The organism is Neorhizobium huautlense, from assembly GCF_002968575.1.
Classification (GTDB): Bacteria; Pseudomonadota; Alphaproteobacteria; order Rhizobiales; family Rhizobiaceae; genus Neorhizobium; species Neorhizobium huautlense.
This window is the reverse complement of record NZ_PVBM01000021.1, coordinates 13885-36851: the sequence shown is the minus strand read 5'-3', so window position 1 is coordinate 36851 and position 22967 is coordinate 13885. Positions and strand designations below refer to the sequence as shown.

The window sequence follows — 22967 nt, the reverse complement described above, 5'->3', positions numbered from 1 at the left end:
GGCGTCATGATCAGGAAAGTCCTCATAGCCAATCGCGGCGAGATTGCCTGCCGCATCATCCGCTCCTGTCACAGGCTGGGCATCGCAACTGTTGCCGTCTATTCCGATGCGGATCGCGATGCCTTGCATGTCTCGCTTGCCGGGGAGGCAGTGCACCTCGGTCCGTCTCCGGCGTCAGAGAGCTATCTGCGCGGCGACCTGATCATCGCAGCAGCCCTCCGCACCGGCTCCGATGGCATCCATCCGGGTTATGGGTTCCTGTCGGAGAACCCTGATTTCGCCGATGCGGTGACATCGGCCGGCATTCGTTTTATCGGGCCGTCGCCGGATGCCATCCGTGCCATGGGCCTGAAGGACGCCGCCAAGGGGCTGATGGAAAGAGCCGGTGTGCCGGTCGTGCCGGGTTATCATGGAGCCGAACAGGAACCTGATTTCCTCTTGCGGGAAGCGGAGCGCATCGGCTTCCCGGTTCTCATCAAGGCCCGCGCCGGCGGAGGCGGCAAGGGCATGCGCCGTGTCGAAAACGCCGCCTCCTTCAAAGAAGCGCTTGCATCGGCCCAGCGTGAGGGGCTGGCTGCTTTCGGCGACGCCTCCTGCCTCATCGAAAAATACATTACCCACCCGCGGCACATCGAGATCCAGGTTTTTGGCGACGACCACGGCAATGTCGTGCATCTGTTCGAGCGCGACTGCTCGCTTCAGCGCCGCCACCAGAAGGTCATCGAGGAAGCGCCCGCACCCGGCATGCCGGACGAGATGCGCCGCGCTATGGGTGAGGCAGCCGTAAAAGCCGCGCAGGCGATCAGTTATTCCGGGGCCGGTACGATCGAATTTATCGCCGACGGTTCCGAAGGGCTTCGGGCCGATCGGTTCTGGTTCATGGAGATGAATACCCGGTTGCAGGTGGAGCATCCTGTGACGGAAGCGATCACCGGTGTCGATCTCGTCGAATGGCAGCTCCGCATTGCGTCTGGAGAGCCTCTGCCGCGCCGGCAGGAAGAGCTTTCCATCCATGGCTGGGCCTTTGAGGCCCGGCTTTATGCCGAGGATGCCGAGCGGGGTTTCCTGCCTGCAACGGGCAAGCTAACCCATCTCGATCTGCCCGAGCATCTCGCCCGCGTCGACAGCGGCGTGCGCGCCGGCGACCGTATCTCCCCCTATTACGATCCGATGATTGCCAAGATCGTTACCCATGGGGCTGACAGGGCTGCAGCGCTGTCGGCGCTCTCGACGGCTCTCGCGCAAGTCCGTGCTACAGGCATCACGACCAATGCCACCTTCCTTCGCCGGCTAACGGCGCAGCCTGATTTCACCGAGGGTCGTCCGGATACGGGCTTGATCGATCGTCATCTTGCCGAGTTGACGATGATGCATCCGGCGCCGCACGATGTTGTCGCGCTGGCGGCCCTCATCCTAGCCGGTGCGCTTGATCAGAAAAAATCGAATGACCCCTGGGATGCTCTTTCAGGGTTTCGGCTGTGGTCGAAAGCCGAGGATTTCGTGTCGCTCGAGCATCGGGGCCATCGCCTGCCGGTTTCCTTTGCCGCAAGGCCGGAGGGCGGATACGAGATGACGGCCGAGGGCAAGGCCTTCGACCTTCGCGTTTCATACGCCGGCGACGCCTATATTGTCGAGGGCGCCGGCCGAAGCCACACGCTCCATGCAATTCGCGGCCTCAGGGACGTGACGATCTTCCGGGATGGCGAAAACTGGCATTTCGTCCTGATGGACGTCCTGGCGGGCGAAGATGAAGCGGTCGCCGGCGGTGACCGCATTGTCGCGCCCATGCCGGGTCAGGTGAAGCTGATGCGGGCGAGACCCGGCGCCACTGTCGTCAAAGGTGAGACGCTGGCGGTGATGGAAGCGATGAAGATGGAACTGACGCTGCCGGCCTCCCGCGACGGCACCATAGCCGATGTAATGGTGTCGGAAGGCGAGCAGGTTCTGGAAGGGGCCGTGCTTCTGACGCTGGAGCCGCTCGATGAGGCTGAACATGGCTGAGTTCGTGCGCATCCATGAAGTCGGTCCCCGCGATGGCCTGCAGAACGAGAAGCGCATCATTCCGGCCATCGACAAGATCAAACTGGTCGACATGCTCTCCGCCTGCGGTTTTGAGAAGATCGAGGTGACGAGCTTTGTCCGCGCCGATTGGGTGCCCCAGATGGCCGACGGGGCGGAGGTCATGGCCGGCATCACCCGTAAGCCCGGCACTCTCTACACCGTGCTGACGCCGAACCTGCGCGGTTACCAGGCTGCATGCGCGGCAAGGGCGGACGAGGTCGCTGTCTTCGCTTCCGCTTCCGAAGGCTTCAGCCGGCACAATATCAATTGCAGCATCGCCGAAAGTCTGGAGCGGTTCGTCCCGCTGGTTGAACAGGCCCGGCGGGATGGTGTGCCGGTGCGCGGCTACATTTCCTGTGTCGTCGATTGCCCTTATGACGGACCGACATCTCCCGCCGGGGTGGCGGACGTGGCGGAGAAACTCCTGAACCTCGGCTGTTACGAGATCTCGCTCGGAGATACGATCGGTACCGGCACGCCGGAGCGGATCAAGGCCATGCTGGATGCGGTTCTGGAGCGTGTGCCGGTTGCGTCCCTCGCGGGCCATTTCCACGACACCAACGGTCGCGCCGTCGACAACGTCACCGTATCGCTGGAAAAGGGGCTGCGTGTCTTCGACGCGGCGGCAGGCGGACTGGGCGGCTGCCCCTACGCGCCAGGCGCGGAAGGCAATGTCGCAACCGGCAGAACTGTCGACCATCTCCATGCACTCGGTTTCGAAAGCCGCATCGACCGCAGCCTGTTGGCGGAGGCGGAGGCCTTCGCTCGTAGTTTGAGAGGTGCACGCTGATGAGCGGCTACCAGACGCTGACCATCGGGCAGGATGTCCGGGGGATCGCCGAACTGACGCTGAACCGGCCGGAAAAACACAACGCCATGAACGCCATGATGATTGCCGAATTGGCCGATGCGGCGGCGAGGCTTGCATCCGATGACACGGTTCGGGTCGTGGTTCTGGCCGCTTCGGGTCCGACCTTCTGCGCCGGCGGCGATCTTCAGTGGATGCGGGATCAGGCGGGCAAGGACCGCAACGGCAAAATCGAAGGCGCGACCGAACTTGCGATGATGCTGAAGGCGCTGGACGACCTGCCGAAGCCGCTGGTCGGCAAAGTACAGGGCAATGCCTTTGGCGGCGGCATCGGCCTGATGTCCGTCTGCGATATCGTGGTCGCCGCGAAGAAGGCAGAGTTCGCGCTCACCGAAACCCGACTTGGCCTGATCCCGGCGACCATCGGTCCTTATGTCGTCCGACGCATCGGTGAGGGCCATGCCCGCCGCCTGTTTTTGAATGCCCGCCGTTTTGATGCCGAGACGGCGCGAGAAATCGGGCTTGTGTCGGCTGTTTGCTCACAGGACGAGCTCGACGGTGCGGTCGCGGCAGAGGTCACGGCTTTCCTTGATTGTGCCCCGGGAGCGGTGGCCAGCGCCAAGAGCCTTGTTCAGAACCTCGCCCGTGAAGCGACTGATGATCCGATTGCCTACAGCATCGATCGGCTTGCCGACCGGTGGGAAAGCGATGAAGGACGCGCCGGGATCGATGCCTTTCTCCAGCGGCAGCCCATGCCCTGGATTTCGAAGAAGGAAGAGCCTTGAGCAAACCGGGCCGTTCCTGACGGCCCGGTGGAGAGACGTGCCCGCACCCGCGCTACTGTTGCGGGATGCCGGCTTTCTTGATGACCTCGCCCCATTTGGCGATATCGGACTTGAGGCGATCGCCGATCTCCTGAGGCGTGCTGGAGCGGGCTTCGACTCCCAGATCAGCAAACCGTTTCTGAATGGCAGGATCGGCCAGAACGTCGACAAGCGCGGCGTTGAGCTTCTTCACCACCTCTTCCGGCGTACCAGCTGGCGCAAAAACGCCGTTCCAGGACGTCACGTCGAAGCCGGCAACACCCTGTTCCTGAGCGGTCGGCACGTCCGGCAGCAGTTTGGAGCGTGTCGGCCCGGAGGAGGCGACTGCAGTGGCCTGCCCCTGTGTCAGGGCGGCCTTCAACGCGGTCTGGCTGTCGACGATCACGTCCAGCTCGCCGCCGAGCAGCGCGACCAGCAGGTCCGGCGTCGCCTTGTAGGGCACGATGGTAAAGTCGATGCCGGAGGTCGATTTGAAAAGCTCGGCGGCAAGGTTCTGGCTGCTGCCGACATTGATGGTTCCGACGTTGAGACCTCCCGGATCGGCCTTTGCCGCCTCCAGAACATCCTTGAGCGTCTTGAACTTGCCGCCTGCCTTGGTCACGAAGACGAAGTCGAAATAGGCAAGGCTCGATACGGGGGTGAAATCCTTGACCGGATCGAATTGCAGGTTCTTGAAGAGCGGCACGCTGATTGCGGTCCCGTTCGAAAGCAGGGCGAGCGTGTAGCCATCGGCCTCGGCATTGAGGGCCGCCCGCGCGGCGGTGGCGCCGCCTGCACCCGGTTGATTGAGGATGACGATCTGCCGGCCGAGCTTCTTGCCGAGCGCATCCGCCACGACCCTAGAAGTGATGTCGGCGATTCCGCCCGGACCGAAGGGCAGAACGAGCGTAATGTCACGCGAGGGATAGTCTGCCTGCGCCTGAACGCCGGTGGGAGCCGCGATGGCCAGTGCCATCGCGGGTAGCAGCCATGTCATCACCCGAGGGGTCCGCCGGAGCATCCCCTCCGGTTTCCGCACCATATCAAAATGCATCTTCTCCTCCTCCTCTTTTGAAAGTCCGCTCAGGCGGCAAAACCGTAAAGCCGCGCAGGATTGTCGACGAGCAGCCGCTGCTGTTCCTCCGCGGTGGTCGCGAACCGTGGAACGAGGTCGACGAGGTCGACCTCGTCGACGGGTTCCTTGAGATTGGGATGCGGAAAATCCGTGCCCCAAAGCGTCCGCTCGGGGCTCGTTTCCACGAGCGCCCGAGCGAACGGCACCGCCGCATCGAACGGGAAACGCGAAATCCGCTCGGAGCCGCTGACCTTGATCCAGCAGTTCTCCCGCCGGGCAAGTTCCAGCAGCGCCCGGAATGCCGGCTGATCAATGCCGAGCGTCGTGTCGACGCGGCCCATGTGGTCGATCACGAAGGGCACCGGCAGGCTGCGGATCATGTCGGAAAGCGGCAGAATGTCGGTCGCATCCAGATGCAGGACGACGTGCCAGCCCCGGCCCTTGATCCGGTCGATCGCCCCGTTGAACACATCCATGTCGGGCGCGCCGCCGAGATGGCGGACGAAATTGAAGCGGACTCCGCGCACGCCGCCTTCGTCCAGCAGCTGATACGCCTTGTCGTCGAAGCTGCCGTCGACGATGGCCACGCCGCGATAGCGATCAGGGCGCCAGGCGATCGCATCGAGCATGGCGCGGTTGTCGGTGCCGTGGCAGCTGGCCTGCACGATCACGGCGCGGTCGATGCCGAGCGTTTCGTGAAGCGCTGCAAGCGCCTCTTTCGGTGCATCGGCGGGTGTATAGCTGCGATCGGGCGCGTAGGGAAAAACATCTCCAGGACCGAAGACATGGCAATGGGCATCGCAACTGCCGGCTGGGAGAGTGAAATCCGGCTTGCGCCGTGTCTCGCTCGCATGGGAGGCAGTGGGCATCAATTTCTACCTTTCATGATCCGTGGCGCAGGCGCGGCGAGTTCCGTGGAGAGGCTGCGGAAGCTCGCATAGCTCGCCTCGACGATCTGGTTGACGGCGGCTTCTCGGTCTTCCCCATCCACGGTTCCTCCGGAAAGGCGCGTTACGCGCTCCGGGTTGACGAGGGTGTAATAAAGGGCGCCGAGCAGGAACTGGCTGCGCCAGATGAGCCCTTCCGGCGATGCGCCGGGCACGCATTCGGCAAGTGCGTCGATGAAAACCCGGCTCGTCTCGTCGAAAGCGTCGGCGATGATTTTGCGGGCATCGGGATTGCCTTCAGCGGAAAGAACTGCCCGCATCCGCGTAAATTCCGCACCGCCGCCGTCGCTTTCTGTCGAAGAGATAAAGGCTGGAACGACATAGGCCCTGAGAACGGCCATCAGCCGTTCGTCGGGATTGCTGATCCGCCGCGCCTCGCCGAGCAGCTCAAGGCGGCGGGCATTCATCGGCCTCGTGTGAAGTTCGTAGATATCCCGAAGCAGATTGGCCTTCGAGCCGAAGTGATAGGTCAGGCTGCCGACATTGGCGCCGGCCGCCTTGGCGATGTCGCGCAGCGAAACCGCATTGTAGCCGCTCTTCGAAAACAGCGTCACGGCGTGTCGAAGAAGCGTTTCTTTCAAGCTTTGACGCATCGGCTCTTTGTCGATTGACCTTATAATTTGTACAGTTGTACAAATTGAATCGGATGTCAACGTGCACTCAGACGATTATCCTTCCGAGGCCATAAAACCGTCGAAGAAGGCCGCCAGATCGGCATGACCGTCGAGCGGAAGAACATGCGCCACATACTGGTCGGGCCGGACGACCACCAGGCAGCCCCGTTGCCGATCGATGCCGCGCAAGTCGAAGATGTCCTGACCGTGCTTGAGATCGGGGCAGAACATCTTTTCGTAGTCGCAAAGCCCGTAGCGGCCTTTCCGGGGAAGCAGGAAGGCCGGCATCCTCTCCACCGCAAGGTCGCGATGTCCCTGCTGAAAGATCGCGCGAACATCGATCACCGAGTCGATATCCTGACCCGCCGGGGTGTGTTTCCGGATGGGCGACACCGAGGAATCGGTCAGAAAAGCGCATAGGGCCTGAATGCCGGAGGCGGAGTCGGCCCGATCTTCGGCATCGGCAAAGGCAAAGATGCGCCAGCGGCCGTCCGCCTTGAGCATGTGCCCCAGATGAACAGGCCTGGCGTCCGCCAGGCGGATGACCGGCGCGGAATGGAACCGCATGCCGATCGGAAATCCCTCCGCAAGATGTTGGTGGGTCGCATCCCCCGTAAGGATCGAAGGCTGGTAGCGGACCGCCGTGCCGGCGGTATAGCGCCCGTGGCGGACGAAGTAGTTCTGGGTCTCGGCGGGATCGACCTGCCCGCCTTCCACCGAGGACGCGCTGAGCATTTTCGCCCATTCGCGGTCGAAATCGATCAGCTCGCTCGCGATCGCCTGGCGTTCGGCGGAATAGCTGTGCAGCAGATGCGGAAGGCTTTGACCGCGCAGGACCGCAGCGAGCTTCCAGCCCAGATTGAAGGCGTCCTGCATCGAAACGTTCATGCCCTGTCCGGCCTTCGGGCTGTGGGTATGGCAGGCATCGCCGGCAATGAAGACGCGGGGCAGGTGGCCGGCGCCCGCTTCCTCCGGCACGTCGTCGAACCTGTCGCAAAGCCGCTGGCCGATCTCGTAGACCGACCACCAGGCGATCTCTTTTACCTCCAGCGTATAGGGCTTCAGTATCCGCTGTGCTGCGGCAATGAGATAATCGGAGGTGATACTGCGGTTCGATACCCGCTCGCCGGCATCGAGCTTGTCCAGTTCGACATAGATGCGGACGAGGTAGCCCCCTTCGCGGGGAATGAGCACGATGCTTCCTTCGCCCGGGGACTGGATCAGCGCCTTCAGCCGGATGTCGGGAAAATCGGTAACGGCGAGCACGTCCATGACACCCCAGGCATGGTTGGCGGAATCGCCGGTGAGGACGCGGCCGATGGACTTTCGCACCGTGCTGCGCGCGCCGTCGCAACCGACCGCGTAGCGGGTCTTGATTGTTTCGACCTGCCCCTCATGCTCCGGATCGAGCCGCTCGAACCTCGCGGTGACGGGATGGAAGGATGGCGCCTCGTCCACCGAAAGATCGATCAGGCGCCGGCCGTAATGCGGCTCGAGCCTGGCAGGCGATTTGCGCATCACGCCGAGGAAGAAGTCGTGCACCCGCGCCTGGTTGAGGATGACATGCGGGAATTCCGAAAGCCCGTCTTCGGTGTCCTGTATCCGGCCGCTTCGGACAATCCGGCCGTCGCCACCCTCCGCAGCCTTCCAGAAACTCGTCTCGTTGACCCAGTAGGCCTCCTTCAGGACCCGTTCGGCAAAGCCGAAGGCTTCGAACATCTCCATGGTCCGGCAGGCGATGCCATCCGCCTGGCCGCGAAGCAGCGGGCCGGTCTTTTGGTCGACGATGCAGGTCCTGATATCCGGGAAAGCGGAAAGCTGGGCGGCAAGGGTGAGACCGGCCGGGCCGCAGCCGACGATCAGCACGTCGACCTCCTCCGGCAGCGGCCCGGAGGCGCCGGACGCCGCGACACGTTCGGCAGGATCGGAAATCTCCGGATCGCCGGGATGGTAGCCGTTCAAATGAAATTGCATCAGCGCTTCTCCTCCGCTTCGGTCTTTGAGGCTTTCGCCGGGGAACGGTCGGCCGGTTCGGTCGTGATGTCGACTGCCGGATCGTCCCGTGATTTAGTCTGTGCCGGCCTGCCGCAACCAAATGCGGCAAGTCGATAATTAATCAGTATACTGATCATCAGTATACTGTCAAGAATATGATGGCAGCGGAGACGTCGGTGAAGGACAACAATGATATGCCGGGGCATCTCGCCCGCCGGTTTCAGCAGATCGCGGTGGCGGTCTTTCACGCGGAGGTGGAGGGGGCGGGTTTCGATCTGACGCCGGTGCAATATGCAGCGCTTGCTGCGGTCAGCACCAATCCGGGGATTGACCAGATCACGCTGGCCGGGCTGATCGCCTATGATCGGACGACCATCACGGGGGTCGTGGACCGCCTGGCGCAGAAGGGCTTGCTGGAGCGCCGCGCCAGCAGCCGGGATCGACGCGCCCGCGAGTTGCAGATCACCGAGGAAGGGCAAAAGACGCTTGAAGCCGTCAGCCCGGCGGTGGAAACGGCGCAGGAACTGCTGGTTCGTGGCCTGACGGGCGATGAGCAGCGGGAACTGATGCGGCTCCTGCGCAAGGCGATCGCCGCCGGCAACGAATTGAGCCGCGCGCCGCTGCGGGAAATTTCGACGGAGGGTTCCAGGAATGGGTAAAGCAGGTAAGCGTCGGGCTTGCCGTGATCTGAGCACCAGACGGAGCTTTCGAAAGCTGCCATAACTGCTATCAACTGTCATTCCCCGCGTTGGCCGCCAAGTTGCAAGTCTCGACGGCCAATGTTTTTCGCCGATAGATATTAATCGGAAAGCGGCATGCCATCATTGAAGGCCGGCCAAGTGTTGTCGCGGCCACTTCTGGTCCGGAGCCGATAGAGTGGATCGCGCACCTCGGCGGAATTCCTGAGGCTGGATGTCGTCATAGAGTCCGGGGCAAGAGCAGAATAGCCCCGCTGGGGAATGCCATCGTAATAATCTCCCTCTTCCGCAGTTGCTACGCCGCAGATCAGTAAGGGGAACCCGATCAAAAGCGTCAGGATTGGTAGGCACAACTTATTCATCTCGGTATCTCCTATCTGGACACCGACGTCACCTGTTATGGACTAGCCGACGCCCGTGTCTTGACTCAGTCAACTTGGGCTGTGCGGTTGCGTCCGAGATCGCCGCCGTTGCCGACGACCAATCATCGATTCCCGCGGCCGCCTTCTTCTCTCTGGCCGCTGACGGATCGCTATAGGTGCAAATGGTTCGGGTTCCCAACAGTAGAGCACTGTCCCGACGCCGGCCGAGGATACGCTCATGATCCCGAGAAGCAATTCATCCGTCCTCAATACAGCGGTCTAGTCCCGGCAATCCTCCCCCTAGCTATTCTCGCAGGCAATCCTCCGTTGGATTGACTCGCGTTCCTGCAAACTTGGGCGTTAACTGAACTGGCCTGATGGAGGAGGCAAGCCATGGCCATGTATCTCACGCGTTTTAGCTACACGCCCGAGACCTGGGCGCGGATGATCGAAAACCCCGAGGATCGGCGGGAGGCGGCTCGTAGCTACATCGAATCCGTGGGCGGAAAGCTCCATGGATTCTGGTACGCCTTCGGCGAGCATGACGGCTGGAATCTGTGGGAGGCTCCCGACAATGTCTCGATGGCTGCCGTCTCGCTGGCCATCGGCGCCGGTGGCGCGGTGCGCTCTCTGGAGACCACCGTCCTTCTTAGCGTCGACGAGGCGATGCAGGCCATGGGGAAGGCGAAATCGGTTCGATATCGGCCGCCGGCAGCATAAGGCGCAAATCGAACGGTCAGGACGAAGGGGACGGGTTCGCCGCGGCCGCCCGATCTCCCCTTCGGCCTCGCGGCAAAAAGGGTGGCCTACTGGATCGCAGTTGCCTGCGACCAGACGACCAGCCAGCGTCCGTCCCGATGCTCGTAGGTATCCGTATGCCAGTAATCGCTCAGCGGCACCCGGTGGCCGTTGAAGATGACTTCGAGCGCGGCACGATAGCGGATAAGCGCCACGTCCTCATGCATCCGAACCACGATCTCCTGAGGCTGCCATGCCAGATATTTGATCGCGCCCTGCGAAATCGCACCGAGATACTGCTCCCGCGACAGCGGCATGCCGATCGGCGTTATCAATTGAAAATCAGGGGCATGCAGAGACATGGCGGTCTCCATGTCGCCCTCGACCAGCGCCCGCAGCCGCCTATGCTCCACTGCGCGTATGCGGTCCATTTCCGCCGGGTCGGATGGTGTCGAGGTCGCGTCCATTCTGATTCCTTTTCTCGAATGAGGATGGTTACAGTGTCTTGCGGGAGAGGTCGAGGGCACAGGCCTTGTCGAAGTGATGCTTGCCGCAGTCGCGGTTATTGCGCGTGGCTTGATATCCGCTGACGAGAGGCGGTTCCTCCTCCGTCATCCCGGCCTCGAGCCGGGATCCAGCCGCCGCGCGTTGCGCGGCGAGAGGATCTTTGTGCATTGCGGATTCGAAAGGAGTCTTTTGCGCCGCCGACGCGGCGCTGCTGGATTCCTGTGACGGATCCCCGGATCAAGTCCGGGGACAGAATGACGGGAAGGGGAGTATTATCCCTGTCTGTTCTCGCAAGATAAGCAAGCGTGGCCTCTTGAGGACTGCCGCTTCCGCGAACGACCGTACCGGCTTCCTGTATTGCCGTTTGCCCCACGAATCCTAAGTGATTGAAAACTGCTGTGTCGAAGCCAAACAAGGCAGCAAGGGAGGCAAATCATGCAACGCGGCCCATTGAAGGCCCTTCTCGCGGTGCTGGCCGTTGCCGGCTACCAGAACAGGGATAAAATTGCCGAAATTTTGAAAAACATTACCGAAGGGCGGCAGGGGACGCCCCCGAGTGGAACTGAAGGAACGACCGCCTCGCAGCCCTCGGGAGGACTGAACGATGTTCTCGGCAGGCTCAGCAGCGGGGGCCTCGGCAGCATTCTCGCAGGTGGCGGGGTCGGTTCGCTCCTCAACGGGGGGCTGAACGACCTGCTCGATCAATTCCGTCAGGCCGGACAGGGAAATAAAGCCGAGAGCTGGGTAAGGACCGGCGCCAACGAGCCGATCAACGACACGGAGCTTCAAGAGGCCCTTGGGCCGGACGTCGTGCGTGATGTAGCAGCCAAGACCGGTCTTTCCGAAGAGGAAGTGCTGAGGAGATTATCCAGGGAGCTTCCTGATGCCGTGGACGGTCTGACGCCCGACGGCAAGGTTCCGCCCGCACAAGGCACGGCATGAAGATCAGAGCTGACGGCGACCTGCGGCCTCAATCGTCCTTCATCTTCAGCGCGGCGATGAACGCTTCCTGGGGGATGTCGACCTTGCCGAATTGGCGCATGCGCTTTTTGCCTTCCTTCTGTTTTTCCAGAAGTTTGCGCTTGCGGGTGGCGTCGCCGCCGTAGCATTTCGCGGTTACGTCCTTGCGCATCGCCGAGATCGTTTCGCGGGCGATCACGTTGCCGCCGATGGCGGCCTGGATCGGGATTTTGAACATGTGCCTGGGTATCAGGTCCTTCAGCTTTTCGCACATGTCGCGGCCGCGCTTTTCGGCCGCCGAACGGTGGACGAGCATGGAAAGTGCGTCGACCGGCTCGCCGTTGACCATGATCGACATCTTCACGAGATTGCCCTCGCGATAGCCGTGCAGATGGTAGTCGAACGAGGCATAACCCTTGGAGATCGACTTCAGGCGGTCGTAGAAATCGAACACCACTTCGTTGAGCGGCAGTTCGTAGGAGAGCATGGCGCGCTTGCCGACATAGGTGAGTTCGGTCTGGATACCGCGCCGGTCCTGGCAGAGTTTCAGGATGCCGCCGAGATAATCGTCCGGGGTCAGGATCGTCGCCTTGATCCACGGCTCTTCGATGGAGGCGATCTTGACGACGTCAGGCATGTCGGCCGGGTTGTGCAACTCGCGGGTCGAACCGTCGGTCATGGCCAGGTGATAGACGACCGAGGGAGCGGTGGCGATGAGATCGAGGTCGAACTCGCGCTCTAGGCGCTCCTGGATGATTTCGAGATGCAGGAGGCCGAGGAAACCGCAGCGGAAGCCGAAGCCGAGTGCGGCCGAACTTTCCATTTCAAAGGAGAAGGAGGCGTCGTTGAGGCGCAGCTTGCCCATCGCGGCGCGCAGATCCTCGAAATCGGCTGCATCGACCGGGAAGAGGCCGCAGAACACCACCGGCTGGGCCGGCTTGAAGCCCGGAAGCGCCTGCGCTGTCGGCCGCTTGTCCTCGGTGATCGTATCGCCGACGCGGGTATCGGCCACTTCCTTGATCGAGGCGGTGATGAAGCCGATCTCGCCGGGGCCGAGGCTGTCGACATTGACCATTTTCGGGGTCAGCACGCCGACGCGCTCGACCGTGTATTTGGCGTCCGTGCCCATCATGCGGATGGTCTGGCCCTTAGTGAGCACGCCGTCGATGATGCGCACCAGAACCATGACGCCGAGATAGGTGTCGTACCAGCTGTCGACCAAGAGCGCCTTCAGCGGTCCCTTGTCGCCAAGCTCGCTCTTCGGTGGCGGCAGCTTGTGGACGATCGCTTCCAGCACGTCCGGAATGCCGAGTCCGGTCTTCGCGGAGATGAGAACGGCGTCGGAGGCGTCGATGCCGATCACTTCCTCGATCTGTTCCTTGATCCGATCAGGCTCGGCGGCCGGCAGGTCGATCTTGTTGAGGACGGTGACGAGCTCGTGGTTGTTGTCGATCGCCTGATAGACATTGGCGAGCGTCTGGGCCTCGACGCCCTGGCTGGCGTCGACGACCAGCAGCGAACCTTCGCAGGCAGACAGCGAGCGCGACACTTCATAGGCGAAGTCGACGTGGCCGGGCGTGTCGATCAGGTTCAGGATATAGGTCTCGCCGTTGTTCGCCTTGTAGTGCAGGCGCACCGTCTGGGCCTTGATGGTGATGCCGCGCTCGCGCTCGATATCCATCGAGTCCAGCACCTGTTCCGACATCTCGCGCTCGGCCAGGCCGCCGGTCGTCTGGATCAGCCGGTCGGCGAGCGTCGACTTTCCGTGGTCGATATGGGCCACGATCGAGAAGTTGCGGATATGGTCGAGGGGCGTGCGGGCGGAATTGGTGCTCATGGCCCGCGCATATAGCAGCGCAGGTTCCTGCCGCAAAGCGGAAAGATAACCATTCGGTGAGGATAGAACCCGGTTCTGCGGCCTATTGCGCGGGTTTGCCGGTCTCCGGATCGGTAAGGACCGAAGCGTTCGGAACCTGGGCGCTGCGGATGCCTATGTTTTCGCGCTCGTCGGCCGGCACCGCCTTGCGCTCCTTGAGGCGCCAGATCACGTAAGTCCCATATGCGATCGCCACCAGGATGATCGCGTAGATGAAGGTGTGCTGGCCGAAGACGGGCGTCAGAAGCGTGACGCCGAGCGGCACGATGGTGGCGGCCGTCGACCAGGCGACGAGCAGCGTCGAGGAGAGCGGCACGAAGTCGCCGGGATCGGCGCGGTCGTTGGCATGCGCATTGGCGACCGAATAGACGGTCTCGATCGCCCCGCCGAAGACCAGGAAAACGATCATCAGGAGGAGGATTGTTGCGAAGGAGACGAAGAGTGCTGCGATGCCCGCCGCGACGATGAGGCCGCAGGTGATGACGAGCACGGCGCGCCGGTCAATGCGGTCGGATAGCACGCCGAGCGGATATTGGATGAAGAGGAGGCCGGTCTGCATGACGAACATCAGGAGCGCCACGTCTTTTTGCGAGACCTGGTTGGTGGCGGCATAGATCGGGGTGAAACCCTGCACGACCATGGAAAGCCCCCCGGACGCCAGCACGCCGACAAGCCCGACCGGCGAGATGCGCCAGGCCATCTTGACGTTGACGCTGACGCTTGCCGGCGGCGGCGGGTTCGGCAGGCGGGTAAGGCCGATCGGCAGGATGGCAAGCGCGGTGAAGAAGACGACCGCGAGCGGCGCGAGATTGCCATCGGTCGGGATCTGCCCAAAGATCCAGGCGCCGCAGCCGAGGCCGAGCACATAGGCCATGTAGAAGAAGGACATGGCCTTGCCGCGCCACTCGTTCGATGCCGCATGGTTCAACCAGCTCTGGGCGATGATGAAATTGACGTTGGCGGCCGCGCCATAAAGGCCGCGGGCAAGGATCCAGTAGAGAGGCGGCAGATCGGCGGCGATCAGCACGGCGGCAATGATCACCATCGCCATGGAGCAGGCAAAAAGCCGCGCATGTCCGACGCGCTTGATCAGCGGCCCGCCGATCACGCAGCCGACAAGCCCGCCGAAGGCGACGGCGGTGACCGCCGCACCCGCTGCCCAAGGCGCGGCGGAATGGGTGAGCATGAAGGGCACATAGGCGAACATCACGCCGCTGCCGATCGCCGCGATCGTCATGGAGACGACGATGCTGGCGATCGAAAAGGGCGAGGCCGCTTCCAATGTCTGGCCGTTCATCTCGTCTCTCCGGCAATGGCAGCGGATTGCTGCCGGCCGGGCCGGTGCAAATCCCAATCCTGCTCCCATAGCCGATCGGCGGCGGCCGAAGCTATCGCGGAAACGGCATCGCCCCGCAAATTTCATGCGCCTGGCACAAGACGCTTGATTCCATCATAAGAGAATGTAATTCTCAGATTATGGACGGACCGGATTCACACATAGAGAACGCTATCAGCGAGCGGCTGAAGGGCTTGCGCGCCCGCGCCGGGCTGACACTGGACGAGCTGGCGAACCGCTCCGGCGTCAGCCGGGCGATGATTTCGCGCATCGAACGGGCGGAGGCGAGTCCGACGGCAGCGCTGCTGGCGAGGCTTTCGGAGGCGCTCGGCCTGTCGCTTTCGGCCTTCTTCGCGGATGACGGACCCGCAACCTCGCCGGTCAGCCGCCACGCCGATCAGAAGCTCTGGCGCGATCCGCATACGGGATATGTGAGGCGCTCGGTATCTCCGCCCGGCATGCCGAGCCGGGTCGATATCGTTGAGGTGGATTTTCCGCCGCATGCCCGCGTCAGCTTTCCGCCGCGCGAGGAGAGCCGGATAATGACCCAGCACGTCTGGCTGTTCCAGGGGGTGCTGGAAATGGTCATCGGCGAGACTGTCCACACGCTGCATCCCGGCGACTGCCTCTTTATGGATATCGGCGACGCCTTCGACTTCCACAATCCATCCGACAAGCCGGCCCGCTACGCGGTCATTCTCGACCGTGGCCGGTAAATTCCTGACCCGAAAGAACAAGACATGACCACCATCCGAATCGTCGATGCCGAAGAAGCCCGCGCCGTCCTTCCCGATCTTTCCGAAATCCTCTCCGACTGCATCAATGGCGGCGCCTCGGTGGGCTTCATGCTGCCCTTCGAGCCAAGCGACGCAACCGGCTACTGGCAGGAGATCGCCGATGCGGTGGAAAAAGGCAGCATCATTCTTGCGGTAGCGGAGGTGGAGGGCAGGGTGGTCGGCACGGTGCAGGTTGGGCTGGCGTCGAAACCGAACCAGCCGCATCGCGGCGACCTGATGAAGCTTCTCGTGCACCGCTCTGCGCGCGGGCTCGGCCTGTCGCGCAAGCTGATGGAGGTCGTGGAGGCCGAGGCCGCCCGGCGCGGCCGCACGCTTCTGGTGCTGGACACGGCAACCGGCAGCGAGGCGGAAAGCATTTACCCGCGCTTCGGATGGGAACGCGTCGGGGTCATTCCCGATTATGCCATGTGGCCGCAAGGCGGCTTCTGCGGCACGACGCTGTTCTACAAGCGGGTAGCCTGATCGCCACGGCTTCCGGGAACGTGATCAAGCTGGCTCGGAGGTTCAGATGAGTTCCAGGTTTTGGATCCGGTAAACGAAAAGAGACCAGAGCCATCCCGGTGCCTGGTCGACGGCGCCAGTGAAGCCTTCCCAGAGCGGGTCGAACGAGAAAAGCACAGCCAGCCCGACCGCTATCGTCTGTGTGCAGCATATGCGTAGGTTCTTCAGGCTGAAGAACTCGTAAAATCCGTCTTCGTCATATTCCGTGCCGGCGACCATGTCCCAGAAGCTGTAGTTGGTACTCAACGCATCATTGATCATGTGCTCGCGAAAAAACCGGCCACTGCCGGAAACGAATATGTCGGGCATGAAGTTGAAAGACGATCGAAATATGTGGACCGCGGCGCCAAGCAACGTGAGTGTCAGGATCGCCACAACCACATGCCAGACAATCATGGCGCACCTAAAGATGACGAGGAATTGCCTTCAGGTTGCGTTGCGGGTTCCTAAAAAACCATGAACATCCCCAGCCGGCGAAAACGCCGGCTTCGCATCCTTGCGCGTCCAGCGGGTCAGTGGCCGGATTTGAGCGTGCGCTCGAAGGCCTGTCTGATGAGGCCGGCAAGTTCCACGTGAATATCCGCCCGCGATCTTTCGGCAAGTTCTTCGCAGATCGGGTCGATCTCTCCGACCGATCGAAGGAAATCCGTCGCACCCGGCTTGCAGACCGGCAGGAAGCTGAAATGGTCGGCATTGTCGACCTGCCGGTAGCCGGCGCCGGCTATTTGCGTCGCCAGTCGATCCGACAGCACGGCAAACGGGATTTGTCCCGGGCTTCCAAGATTTATGAGCGTCACTGGCGCGGCGATTGACTTGAGGCTTTCCGGCTTCATCACCGTGGCAAGGCCCGGATCGACGGCGACCACGGCGGTGATGCGGCGATCACGGTTGGACTGTTCGAACCGCGCCTTGTCGACGCTGGCGAGGTCGAAAGGCTGCACGGCGACCTGCTCCCCGCCGGCATAGCCGCGGCCGCCTGCAAACCATCGGCAGTCCATCATGTCCGGATGTTCCTTGCAGTAGCGGATATAGCCGGAAAGATCGGCACGGGCGCCGGCGAGCTCCAGCACCGTCGTGCCGCCAAGCGAGAAGCCGAGTGCGCCGATACGGGTCGGATCGATCGAGGCTTTCCATTGGGGATCGGCAGAGAGCGCGGTGATGACAACGGAAATATCCCCTGTGCGCTCCCAGATCTTGGGTGTCGCGGCCGGGGTGGAATCGCCGCTCGTGGTGCCAGGATGATTGGGGCCGGCGACGACAAAGCCAGCCTCGGCGAGCTCGGCCGCGATCCAGCCCATACCCTCGGCCCGTGAGCCGGAGCCGTGCGAAAGGAGGATGAGCGGGAAGCGGCCTCTCCGTATTTCCGCATCCTGCGAGGCGGAGGGAATTTCGAAAATGCGATCCTGAGCGGTCGCGCTTGGCGCTCCTGCCACCGCTGCCGGATACCAGACCGTTACGGCGAGCGGGCGGGTATAGTCCTGCGAGACGACGCTCATCTTGCGGACGCCGACAGGATCGGCGGCAAGAAGCGGCGTGGCGGTGGTGCAAAGGGAAAGGGCGAGAAGAAGACGTCTGGTCAGTCGCATGGCAGCCTCCGGGTTTGAACGCGATGGCTGACCTTCGGCAACGGGAGCGGATTCATCGACCTCGATCATGTTCGAGAACGTGCTCGAACATGATCAGGGCCTTCAGAATGGCCCTTAGGCGGACTCGGCTTGCCTGTCAGTCCCGCTTTTCGGTGAGCGAATAGGCAAGCGTAAGGACCGGAAGCGTAAGGCCCAGCATCGAGGCAAGCAGCCAGCCGCCTTCCGCAAACGCCCAGGCGCCGACGGCCGAGCCAACCGCGCCGCCCATGAAGAAGGTCGCCATGAAGAGGCCGTTCAAACGGCTGCGCAGATCGGCGCCAAGCCCGTAGATCGCCCGCTGGCCGATAACGAGCGTCATCGTCACGCCGAAGTCGAGAAGGATCGCGGCAAATGTCAGGAGTGCAAGCGCAATGGCGGAACCCTCCGGCGCAAGGTGGGTGATCAGGAAGGCGATCGCCACGGAGAGGATGCCGAAGATCGTCGCTGGGCGGCCGAGATCGCGGTCCGCGAGGCGTCCTGCGATCGGCGAGGCGATGGCGCCCGAGACGCCGGCAAGGGCGAAGAGCGCGATGCCTGCCTGGCTCAGCTGGAAAGCGGGACCGGCCAGAACAAGCGGGGTGACGGTCCAGAACAGGCTGAAGGCGGCGAACTGGCAGGCCTGGTAGAAGGCGCGGCGTCGCAGCACCGGCTGTGTGGCATAGAGGCGCCCCATCGATGCGATCAGCGCGAAATAGGAGAGCTTTGTCTGCGGCACCCGTTTCGGAAGGCGGGTGGCGAGCGCGAAGCCGAGCAGGACCATGACCGCAGCGGAGACAAAAAAGACGAGGTGCCAGGAGGAGAAGCGGGCAATGAAGCTGGAGACTGGCCGGGCCATCATGATGCCGACCATCAGTCCGCTCATGACATTGCCGACCACCCGGCCCCGATGGGCGTCGGGGGCTAGATTGGCCGCGAAGGGCACGATCATCTGCACGGCAGTGGAGGCAAGGCCGATCGCCAGCGAAGCGGCGAGGAAGGGAAGGACGGCAGTCGAAAGACCGGCGGCGACGAGCGCGATCGCGGCAGCGCCAATCATCGTCACGATCAGCCGGCGGTTTTCGAGAAGGTCGCCGAGCGGCACGATGAGCAGCAGGCCAAGGCCATAACCGATCTGTGTCAGCGTCACGATGAGGCCCGTCGCATGGGCCGGCAGGCCGATGGATGCGGCGATCGGCCCGGCAAGCGGCTGGGAGTAATAGAGATTGGCGGCGATCAGGCCGCAAGCCGCGGCCATGATGAAGGTCATGCCGGCCGACATGGCGGAGTGAGCGGCCGGCGCCGAAAGTGTTGCACTATTGCTGGTCATCAAAAACTCCTTGGGAGGAAGGATCGAATAAAATCAGTCGAGCAGCTTCATCGCCGCGTCGATCACGGAAAAGGCCTGGTCGCGGTCGGGGCCGGTCTTGCCGAGGACCCTGAGGCCCTGGGTGACGGACAGCAGGAGACGGGCGGTGGCATTCCGGTCGATCCTCTTCGAGATCGAGCCGTCGGCCTGCCCTTCGTGAATGAGGCGGTTAAACAGAGCTTCGCTCCGTGCCATCGAACGGCCGACGCGCTCGGCCGCCTCCGCATCGTAGACCGCAAGCTCTATCGCCGTTCCAACCACCAGGCAGCCCTGCCGCCCGCTTTCGCCATGCGACGCCTCCGCATAGAAGCGCAGCATGCGGAAAACCCTGTCGCGGCCATTGGTGCCGGCGCCGATTTCCTGGTCGAGAAGGGCGTTGCGAACCTGCTTGTAGCGGTCGAAAGCGGCCAGAAAGATGGCCTTCTTGTCCTTGAACGCCTTGTAGAGGCTACCGGCCGTCAGCCCCATTGCCTCCTTGAGTTCCGAGATGGAGGCGGCATGATAACCACGCTCGGAAAAAACGACGATCGCCTTGTCGAGGGCATCCTCTATCGCGAATTCTCTGGGGCGGCCCGGTGGGCGTGTGGCAGCGTCTGCGTTCATCATGGAAGGATACAGTTGGAGAACGATCGTTTCCAAATAAGACCAAAGTTATCATTCGTCAAGAGGTTCCGGGATTTCCGCTGTCGCGGCCGGCCTTACTGATCGAGATGCCAGGGAACACCTCGCCATCGAGGCGGTTAGCTCACTGTCACCAACCCCAAGCTGGAGGACAGACATGAGTAAAAGTGACGTGAAAGAAGCGGTGAAGCGCGCCGAACGGCAGGTCGAGAATACCAGCGGCGGCGGCCACCTCGGCGGCACCTATTACGGCCAGGAGCCGGACGGCAAGACCGCATCGACCAACAGCAATGTCGGCAAGGCCCGCCCGAATACCGGTGGCGACTGATACCGACGCAACCGACGTCACGACGATATGAGTTCTGGAAGCCCCGCCGCGTGCGGGGCTTTTGCGTTGGGATTGAGCTGGCGCTAAAAAAAGAGGTGAGGTCTGTCGGGAGAGGCCGGGCTCGGACGTCATAGATTCGAGGACCCGTTGCGGTGAGGCCCAACGGGTGATGTTTCGAACCTGTGGAAAGGGGAGTGGCATGAGCAATAATTATCGATGGGCAATCGTCTTTGCGGGGGCGCTGATGGGCTGCGTCGCCGTCGGCACGATGTTTTCGCTCGCAATCTTTATCGAGCCGATCGCCACGACGACCGGGTGGTCGCGCGCCGGCATATCGAGCGCCATGACGTTGAACTTTATCGTCATGGGGCTTGGCGGCTTCATGTGGGGCGCGGCCAGCGACCGTTACGGCGCACGCGTGGTCGTACTGATCGGCGCCCTGTTGCTGGGATTGGCGCTGGTGCTCGCAAGTCAGGTGGAGAGCCTGCTGGCGTTCCAGCTCGTCTACGGCTGCCTGGTGGGCTTGTCGGCAAGCGCCTTTTTCGCACCGATGATCGCGGTGACCATGGCCTGGTTCGACAAACACCGCAGTCTCGCGGTCTCGCTGGTGTCGGCCGGGATGGGCATGGCGCCGATGACGATCTCGCCCTTGGCGCGATGGCTGATCTCGGCCTATGACGACTGGCGCATGGCCATGTTCCTGATCGGCGTCGGCGCGTGGATCCTGCTGCTGCCGACGGTGTTTCTGGTCCGCAATCCGCCGGCTGCGGCGGCTTCCGGCGCAGCCCCCGCGCCGGGTGGGGAACGTGCGGACACTCCGCTCTCGCACGTGTTCCGCTCGCCGCAGTTCCTGGTGCTTGCCTTCACCTTCTTCGCCTGCTGCGCAGCCCATTCCGGGCCGATCTTCCACATGGTGAGCTATGCCATGTTCTGCGGCATCGGACCAATGGCGGCTGTCAGCATCTATAGCGTCGAAGGTGCCGCGGGTCTCGGAGGCCGGATCCTTTTCGGCGTCCTGGCCGACAGGCTGGGCGTCAAGCGGGTATTGATCGGCGGGCTATTGATCCAGGCGGCAGTGATCGCCGCCTACACGATGGCAAGCGATCTCACCCAGTTCTACGCGCTGGCGGTGATCTTCGGCGGCACCTATGGCGGAGTAATGCCGCTCTATGCCGTCCTGGCGGGAGAATATTTTGCAGCCAAGATACTGGGTACGGTTCTCGGCGCCGCGACCATGCTGTCCGCAATCGGCATGGCCTTTGGGCCGCTCGCCGGCGGCTGGGCCTTCGATCAGTTCAACAACTACAACTGGCTGTTCATCGGATCTGCGCTGGTGGGCCTTGGAGCTGTTCTCATCGCCCTCGCGTTCCCGCCGCTGCCGCGCCGGCTGAAGCTTCAGACGGCGTAGTCGGCTCAACTGCTTCCGCTAAAGAAAAAGCCCGGGAATCCCGGGCTTTTTGAACATCAGTGGTCTGTCAAACTCTTGCGGCTCTTCGATCGAGCTGGCGCCGGCGAAGGTTCGGCGGCTTCCTTTTCGAGGCGAAGCAGCCTCAGTTTCTCGGTTTTCTTTTCCCGCTGATTGGCTTCCGCGGCAATGATGGCGCGGGCTGTCTGGTCGGTAGCGGCGGCCTTGTCACGCGCGGAAAGCTTGGTGGGATTGAAGAATTCGTCCTTGGTTGCAGTCATGGGGATCTCCTCCTTCCTGATGGGATGTCCGGGCGGTGACAGATATCAGCGGGCCGGGCGGGCGACTTTTTTCGGCGCCGGCAGCAGGCCTTCGCGCTGCATCTTCTTGCGGGCGAGCTTGCGGTAACGCCGCACGGCCTCCGCCTTCTCGCGAACGCGCTTTTCGGAAGGCTTTTCGTAAGCGCTCCGAGCCTTCATTTCGCGGAAGACGCCTTCGCGCTGCATCTTCTTCTTCAGCACCCGGAGTGCCTGGTCAACGTTGTTGTCTCTGACAAGAACCTGCAAACTATTTCCTTTCCATCGCGGGAAAAACCCCGCCTTCTATCAATGGGTTGAAATTACTTGCCGATGCGCATGCGCGACGGCTTGAGCCACGATCCGCCGGGAGTTTCCCGGGAAGCCTCGCTTTTGACGGCGGAGGTTGCGGTCGCAGACGCGTCGATATCGCTTGCGACGATACGACGTTCGAAGTTTTCGTTATCGAAGCGAACCCGATACTGATGCTCGCCCCGATCCGCCGCCGGCAGCAGTCCGACGACGCGGCATGTCCGGTCGCCGGTGGCCGTGCGGGTCAGGCCGGCTTTGAGGACGATGATATCGTCGACGGCATAGACGTTCGGGCTCATCATCTTCTCCTTCAGGCTCGGCCGAAGCCGGGCAAAAACAAAAAGGCCGGGCGTTACCCCGACCTCTTCCCGTCATTCAAGCGCTCGCTGCCAGTACATCCGTGGTCAGCCGAGGCGAATGACATCCTTATGCGGCCCGCAGATTGTCGGCCGAGCTCTTACCGGACTTGCGGTCGCGAACGATCTCGTAAGAGATCTTCTGACCTTCCGTCAGGGAGGACATGCCGGCACGTTCGACAGCGGAAACATGAACGAAAACGTCAGTTGCGCCATCATCGGGCTGAATGAAGCCAAAACCCTTGGTGCTATTGAACCACTTTACGGTACCAGTATTCATAACGATTTCCTTTCAATCGCTAGTGTTGTCGGACAGTATTTCGTCCGCTTTGATCGATATTTGAGAGGAAATCTGACGGAGCGCGAGGCTCTTTGACAAAGGTCGCAAGCAATTTTCGATGACAGCAATATATGCCTTATCCTCGGATAATCAATGCTCGGCGCCCAATTTAATTTTTCGCAGCCCTGTCAGGAGAGGAGATTTTCTACGGCAACTGCCTGATTTGAAAACGTATTATTGGCAAGCGAAATTCTCGCAAGCAGGATTGCCGATCGGCGGCTGCCAACGGAGCCCGGACAGGACACCAGGCTCCATTACCTG

General features: G+C 62.2%; 27 protein-coding genes. 10 read left to right on the top strand and 17 right to left on the bottom strand.

Going from position 1 to position 22967, the window contains the following annotated elements; translation table 11 throughout:
* Positions 1-6 precede the first annotated feature (6 nt).
* From C5L12_RS20370 to C5L12_RS20360, 3 genes are read left to right on the top strand one after another with little or no spacing between them, the layout of a single operon-like run.
* Positions 7-2001, top strand: coding sequence for an acetyl-CoA carboxylase biotin carboxylase subunit (locus C5L12_RS20370; protein ID WP_105373891.1), 1995 nt, complete (start codon positions 7-9; stop codon positions 1999-2001).
* On the top strand, positions 1994-2851 hold the full coding sequence (locus tag C5L12_RS20365) for a hydroxymethylglutaryl-CoA lyase (protein WP_105373890.1): 858 nt from the start codon (positions 1994-1996) through the stop codon (positions 2849-2851). The genes C5L12_RS20370 and C5L12_RS20365 overlap by 8 nt, the downstream gene beginning before the upstream one ends.
* Positions 2851-3654, top strand: coding sequence for a crotonase/enoyl-CoA hydratase family protein (locus C5L12_RS20360; protein WP_105373889.1), 804 nt, complete (start codon positions 2851-2853; stop codon positions 3652-3654). Before C5L12_RS20365 ends, C5L12_RS20360 begins: the two co-directional genes overlap by 1 nt.
* A 52-nt stretch (positions 3655-3706) precedes the next feature.
* Here the strand turns inward: C5L12_RS20360 and C5L12_RS20355 are convergent, their stop codons facing one another.
* The 4 genes from C5L12_RS20355 to C5L12_RS20340 form a co-directional block, all read right to left on the bottom strand.
* Positions 3707-4669: a Bug family tripartite tricarboxylate transporter substrate binding protein gene (locus tag C5L12_RS20355; RefSeq protein ID WP_425350815.1), complete on the bottom strand. Its 963-nt coding sequence runs from the start codon at positions 4667-4669 to the stop codon at positions 3707-3709.
* Between the two features lie 86 nt (positions 4670-4755).
* Positions 4756-5616, bottom strand: a complete 861-nt coding sequence (locus tag C5L12_RS20350) for an amidohydrolase family protein (protein WP_105373888.1) — start codon at positions 5614-5616, stop codon at positions 4756-4758.
* Positions 5616-6287 (bottom strand): TetR/AcrR family transcriptional regulator, encoded by a 672-nt coding sequence (locus C5L12_RS20345; protein WP_105373887.1) that lies wholly within the window; start codon positions 6285-6287, stop codon positions 5616-5618. The genes C5L12_RS20350 and C5L12_RS20345 overlap by 1 nt, the downstream gene beginning before the upstream one ends.
* Positions 6288-6362: 75 nt before the next feature.
* Positions 6363-8282, bottom strand: a complete 1920-nt coding sequence (locus tag C5L12_RS20340; RefSeq protein ID WP_105373886.1) for an FAD-binding monooxygenase — start codon at positions 8280-8282, stop codon at positions 6363-6365.
* A 197-nt stretch (positions 8283-8479) separates the two neighbouring features.
* On the opposite strand from C5L12_RS20340, the gene C5L12_RS20335 reads away from it, so the two are divergent.
* Positions 8480-8962: a MarR family winged helix-turn-helix transcriptional regulator gene (locus C5L12_RS20335; RefSeq protein WP_105373959.1), complete on the top strand. Its 483-nt coding sequence runs from the start codon at positions 8480-8482 to the stop codon at positions 8960-8962.
* 140 nt (positions 8963-9102) lie between these two features.
* Here the strand turns inward: C5L12_RS20335 and C5L12_RS20330 are convergent, their stop codons facing one another.
* Entirely contained in the window at positions 9103-9363 is a 261-nt protein-coding gene (locus C5L12_RS20330) for a hypothetical protein (protein WP_105373885.1), read from the bottom strand.
* 393 nt (positions 9364-9756) lie between these two features.
* Here C5L12_RS20330 and C5L12_RS20325 point away from each other — a divergent pair, with 393 nt between their 5' ends.
* On the top strand, positions 9757-10083 hold the full coding sequence (locus C5L12_RS20325; protein ID WP_170109121.1) for a GYD domain-containing protein: 327 nt from the start codon (positions 9757-9759) through the stop codon (positions 10081-10083).
* Positions 10084-10169: 86 nt separating this feature from the next.
* Here the strand turns inward: C5L12_RS20325 and C5L12_RS20320 are convergent, their stop codons facing one another.
* Positions 10170-10568 carry a nuclear transport factor 2 family protein gene (locus tag C5L12_RS20320; RefSeq protein ID WP_105373884.1) on the bottom strand — a complete coding sequence of 133 codons (399 nt, stop codon included), beginning with the start codon at positions 10566-10568 and terminating at the stop codon, positions 10170-10172.
* 28 nt (positions 10569-10596) lie between these two features.
* The gene (locus tag C5L12_RS20315) at positions 10597-10776 is read right to left on the bottom strand and encodes a hypothetical protein (protein ID WP_105373883.1); all 180 of its coding nucleotides are present in this window, start codon (positions 10774-10776) and stop codon (positions 10597-10599) included.
* Positions 10777-11043: 267 nt separating this feature from the next.
* Here C5L12_RS20315 and C5L12_RS20310 point away from each other — a divergent pair, with 267 nt between their 5' ends.
* Positions 11044-11550: a YidB family protein gene (locus tag C5L12_RS20310; protein ID WP_105373882.1), complete on the top strand. Its 507-nt coding sequence runs from the start codon at positions 11044-11046 to the stop codon at positions 11548-11550.
* Positions 11551-11578: 28 nt separating this feature from the next.
* On the opposite strand, the gene lepA is transcribed toward C5L12_RS20310, so the two are convergent.
* Positions 11579-13405 carry a translation elongation factor 4 gene (gene lepA, locus C5L12_RS20305; RefSeq protein ID WP_105373881.1) on the bottom strand — a complete coding sequence of 609 codons (1827 nt, stop codon included), beginning with the start codon at positions 13403-13405 and terminating at the stop codon, positions 11579-11581.
* An 82-nt stretch (positions 13406-13487) separates the two neighbouring features.
* Positions 13488-14741, bottom strand: a complete 1254-nt coding sequence (locus C5L12_RS20300) for an MFS transporter (RefSeq protein ID WP_105373880.1) — start codon at positions 14739-14741, stop codon at positions 13488-13490.
* A gap of 179 nt (positions 14742-14920) precedes the next feature.
* Here C5L12_RS20300 and C5L12_RS20295 point away from each other — a divergent pair, with 179 nt between their 5' ends.
* Positions 14921-15496 carry a helix-turn-helix domain-containing protein gene (locus C5L12_RS20295; protein ID WP_105373879.1) on the top strand — a complete coding sequence of 192 codons (576 nt, stop codon included), beginning with the start codon at positions 14921-14923 and terminating at the stop codon, positions 15494-15496.
* Between the two features lie 24 nt (positions 15497-15520).
* The gene (locus tag C5L12_RS20290; protein WP_105373878.1) at positions 15521-16039 is read left to right on the top strand and encodes a GNAT family N-acetyltransferase; all 519 of its coding nucleotides are present in this window, start codon (positions 15521-15523) and stop codon (positions 16037-16039) included.
* A gap of 42 nt (positions 16040-16081) precedes the next feature.
* On the opposite strand, the gene C5L12_RS20285 is transcribed toward C5L12_RS20290, so the two are convergent.
* From C5L12_RS20285 to C5L12_RS20270, 4 genes are all read right to left on the bottom strand, one after another.
* Positions 16082-16474, bottom strand: coding sequence for a hypothetical protein (locus C5L12_RS20285; protein WP_105373877.1), 393 nt, complete (start codon positions 16472-16474; stop codon positions 16082-16084).
* 116 nt (positions 16475-16590) lie between these two features.
* Positions 16591-17664 (bottom strand): alpha/beta hydrolase family protein, encoded by a 1074-nt coding sequence (locus C5L12_RS20280; RefSeq protein ID WP_105373957.1) that lies wholly within the window; start codon positions 17662-17664, stop codon positions 16591-16593.
* Positions 17665-17800: 136 nt separating this feature from the next.
* Entirely contained in the window at positions 17801-19009 is a 1209-nt protein-coding gene (locus tag C5L12_RS20275) for an MFS transporter (RefSeq protein ID WP_105373876.1), read from the bottom strand.
* A 33-nt stretch (positions 19010-19042) separates the two neighbouring features.
* Positions 19043-19651, bottom strand: a complete 609-nt coding sequence (locus tag C5L12_RS20270) for a TetR/AcrR family transcriptional regulator (RefSeq protein WP_105373956.1) — start codon at positions 19649-19651, stop codon at positions 19043-19045.
* Between the two features lie 175 nt (positions 19652-19826).
* Between C5L12_RS20270 and C5L12_RS28465 the strand changes: the two genes are divergently transcribed.
* Together C5L12_RS28465 and C5L12_RS20265 are read left to right on the top strand one after the other, a co-directional pair.
* Positions 19827-19997 carry a hypothetical protein gene (locus C5L12_RS28465; protein WP_165924265.1) on the top strand — a complete coding sequence of 57 codons (171 nt, stop codon included), beginning with the start codon at positions 19827-19829 and terminating at the stop codon, positions 19995-19997.
* A gap of 199 nt (positions 19998-20196) precedes the next feature.
* A complete protein-coding gene (locus C5L12_RS20265) occupies positions 20197-21405 on the top strand; it encodes an MFS transporter (protein WP_105373875.1) in 1209 nt (402 codons plus the stop codon).
* A gap of 56 nt (positions 21406-21461) precedes the next feature.
* Here C5L12_RS20265 and C5L12_RS20260 read toward each other — a convergent pair whose 3' ends face one another.
* The 4 genes from C5L12_RS20260 to C5L12_RS20245 all read right to left on the bottom strand — a co-directional run bounded on the left by C5L12_RS20260 (position 21462) and on the right by C5L12_RS20245 (position 22646).
* A complete protein-coding gene (locus C5L12_RS20260) occupies positions 21462-21683 on the bottom strand; it encodes a hypothetical protein (protein WP_105373874.1) in 222 nt (73 codons plus the stop codon).
* Positions 21684-21728: 45 nt separating this feature from the next.
* Positions 21729-21968, bottom strand: coding sequence for a 30S ribosomal protein S21 (gene rpsU / locus C5L12_RS20255; RefSeq protein ID WP_105373873.1), 240 nt, complete (start codon positions 21966-21968; stop codon positions 21729-21731).
* A gap of 53 nt (positions 21969-22021) precedes the next feature.
* Positions 22022-22309: a cold-shock protein gene (locus C5L12_RS20250; RefSeq protein ID WP_105373872.1), complete on the bottom strand. Its 288-nt coding sequence runs from the start codon at positions 22307-22309 to the stop codon at positions 22022-22024.
* A 127-nt stretch (positions 22310-22436) separates the two neighbouring features.
* Positions 22437-22646 (bottom strand): cold-shock protein, encoded by a 210-nt coding sequence (locus C5L12_RS20245; RefSeq protein ID WP_007770461.1) that lies wholly within the window; start codon positions 22644-22646, stop codon positions 22437-22439.
* Positions 22647-22967: the final 321 nt, after the last annotated feature.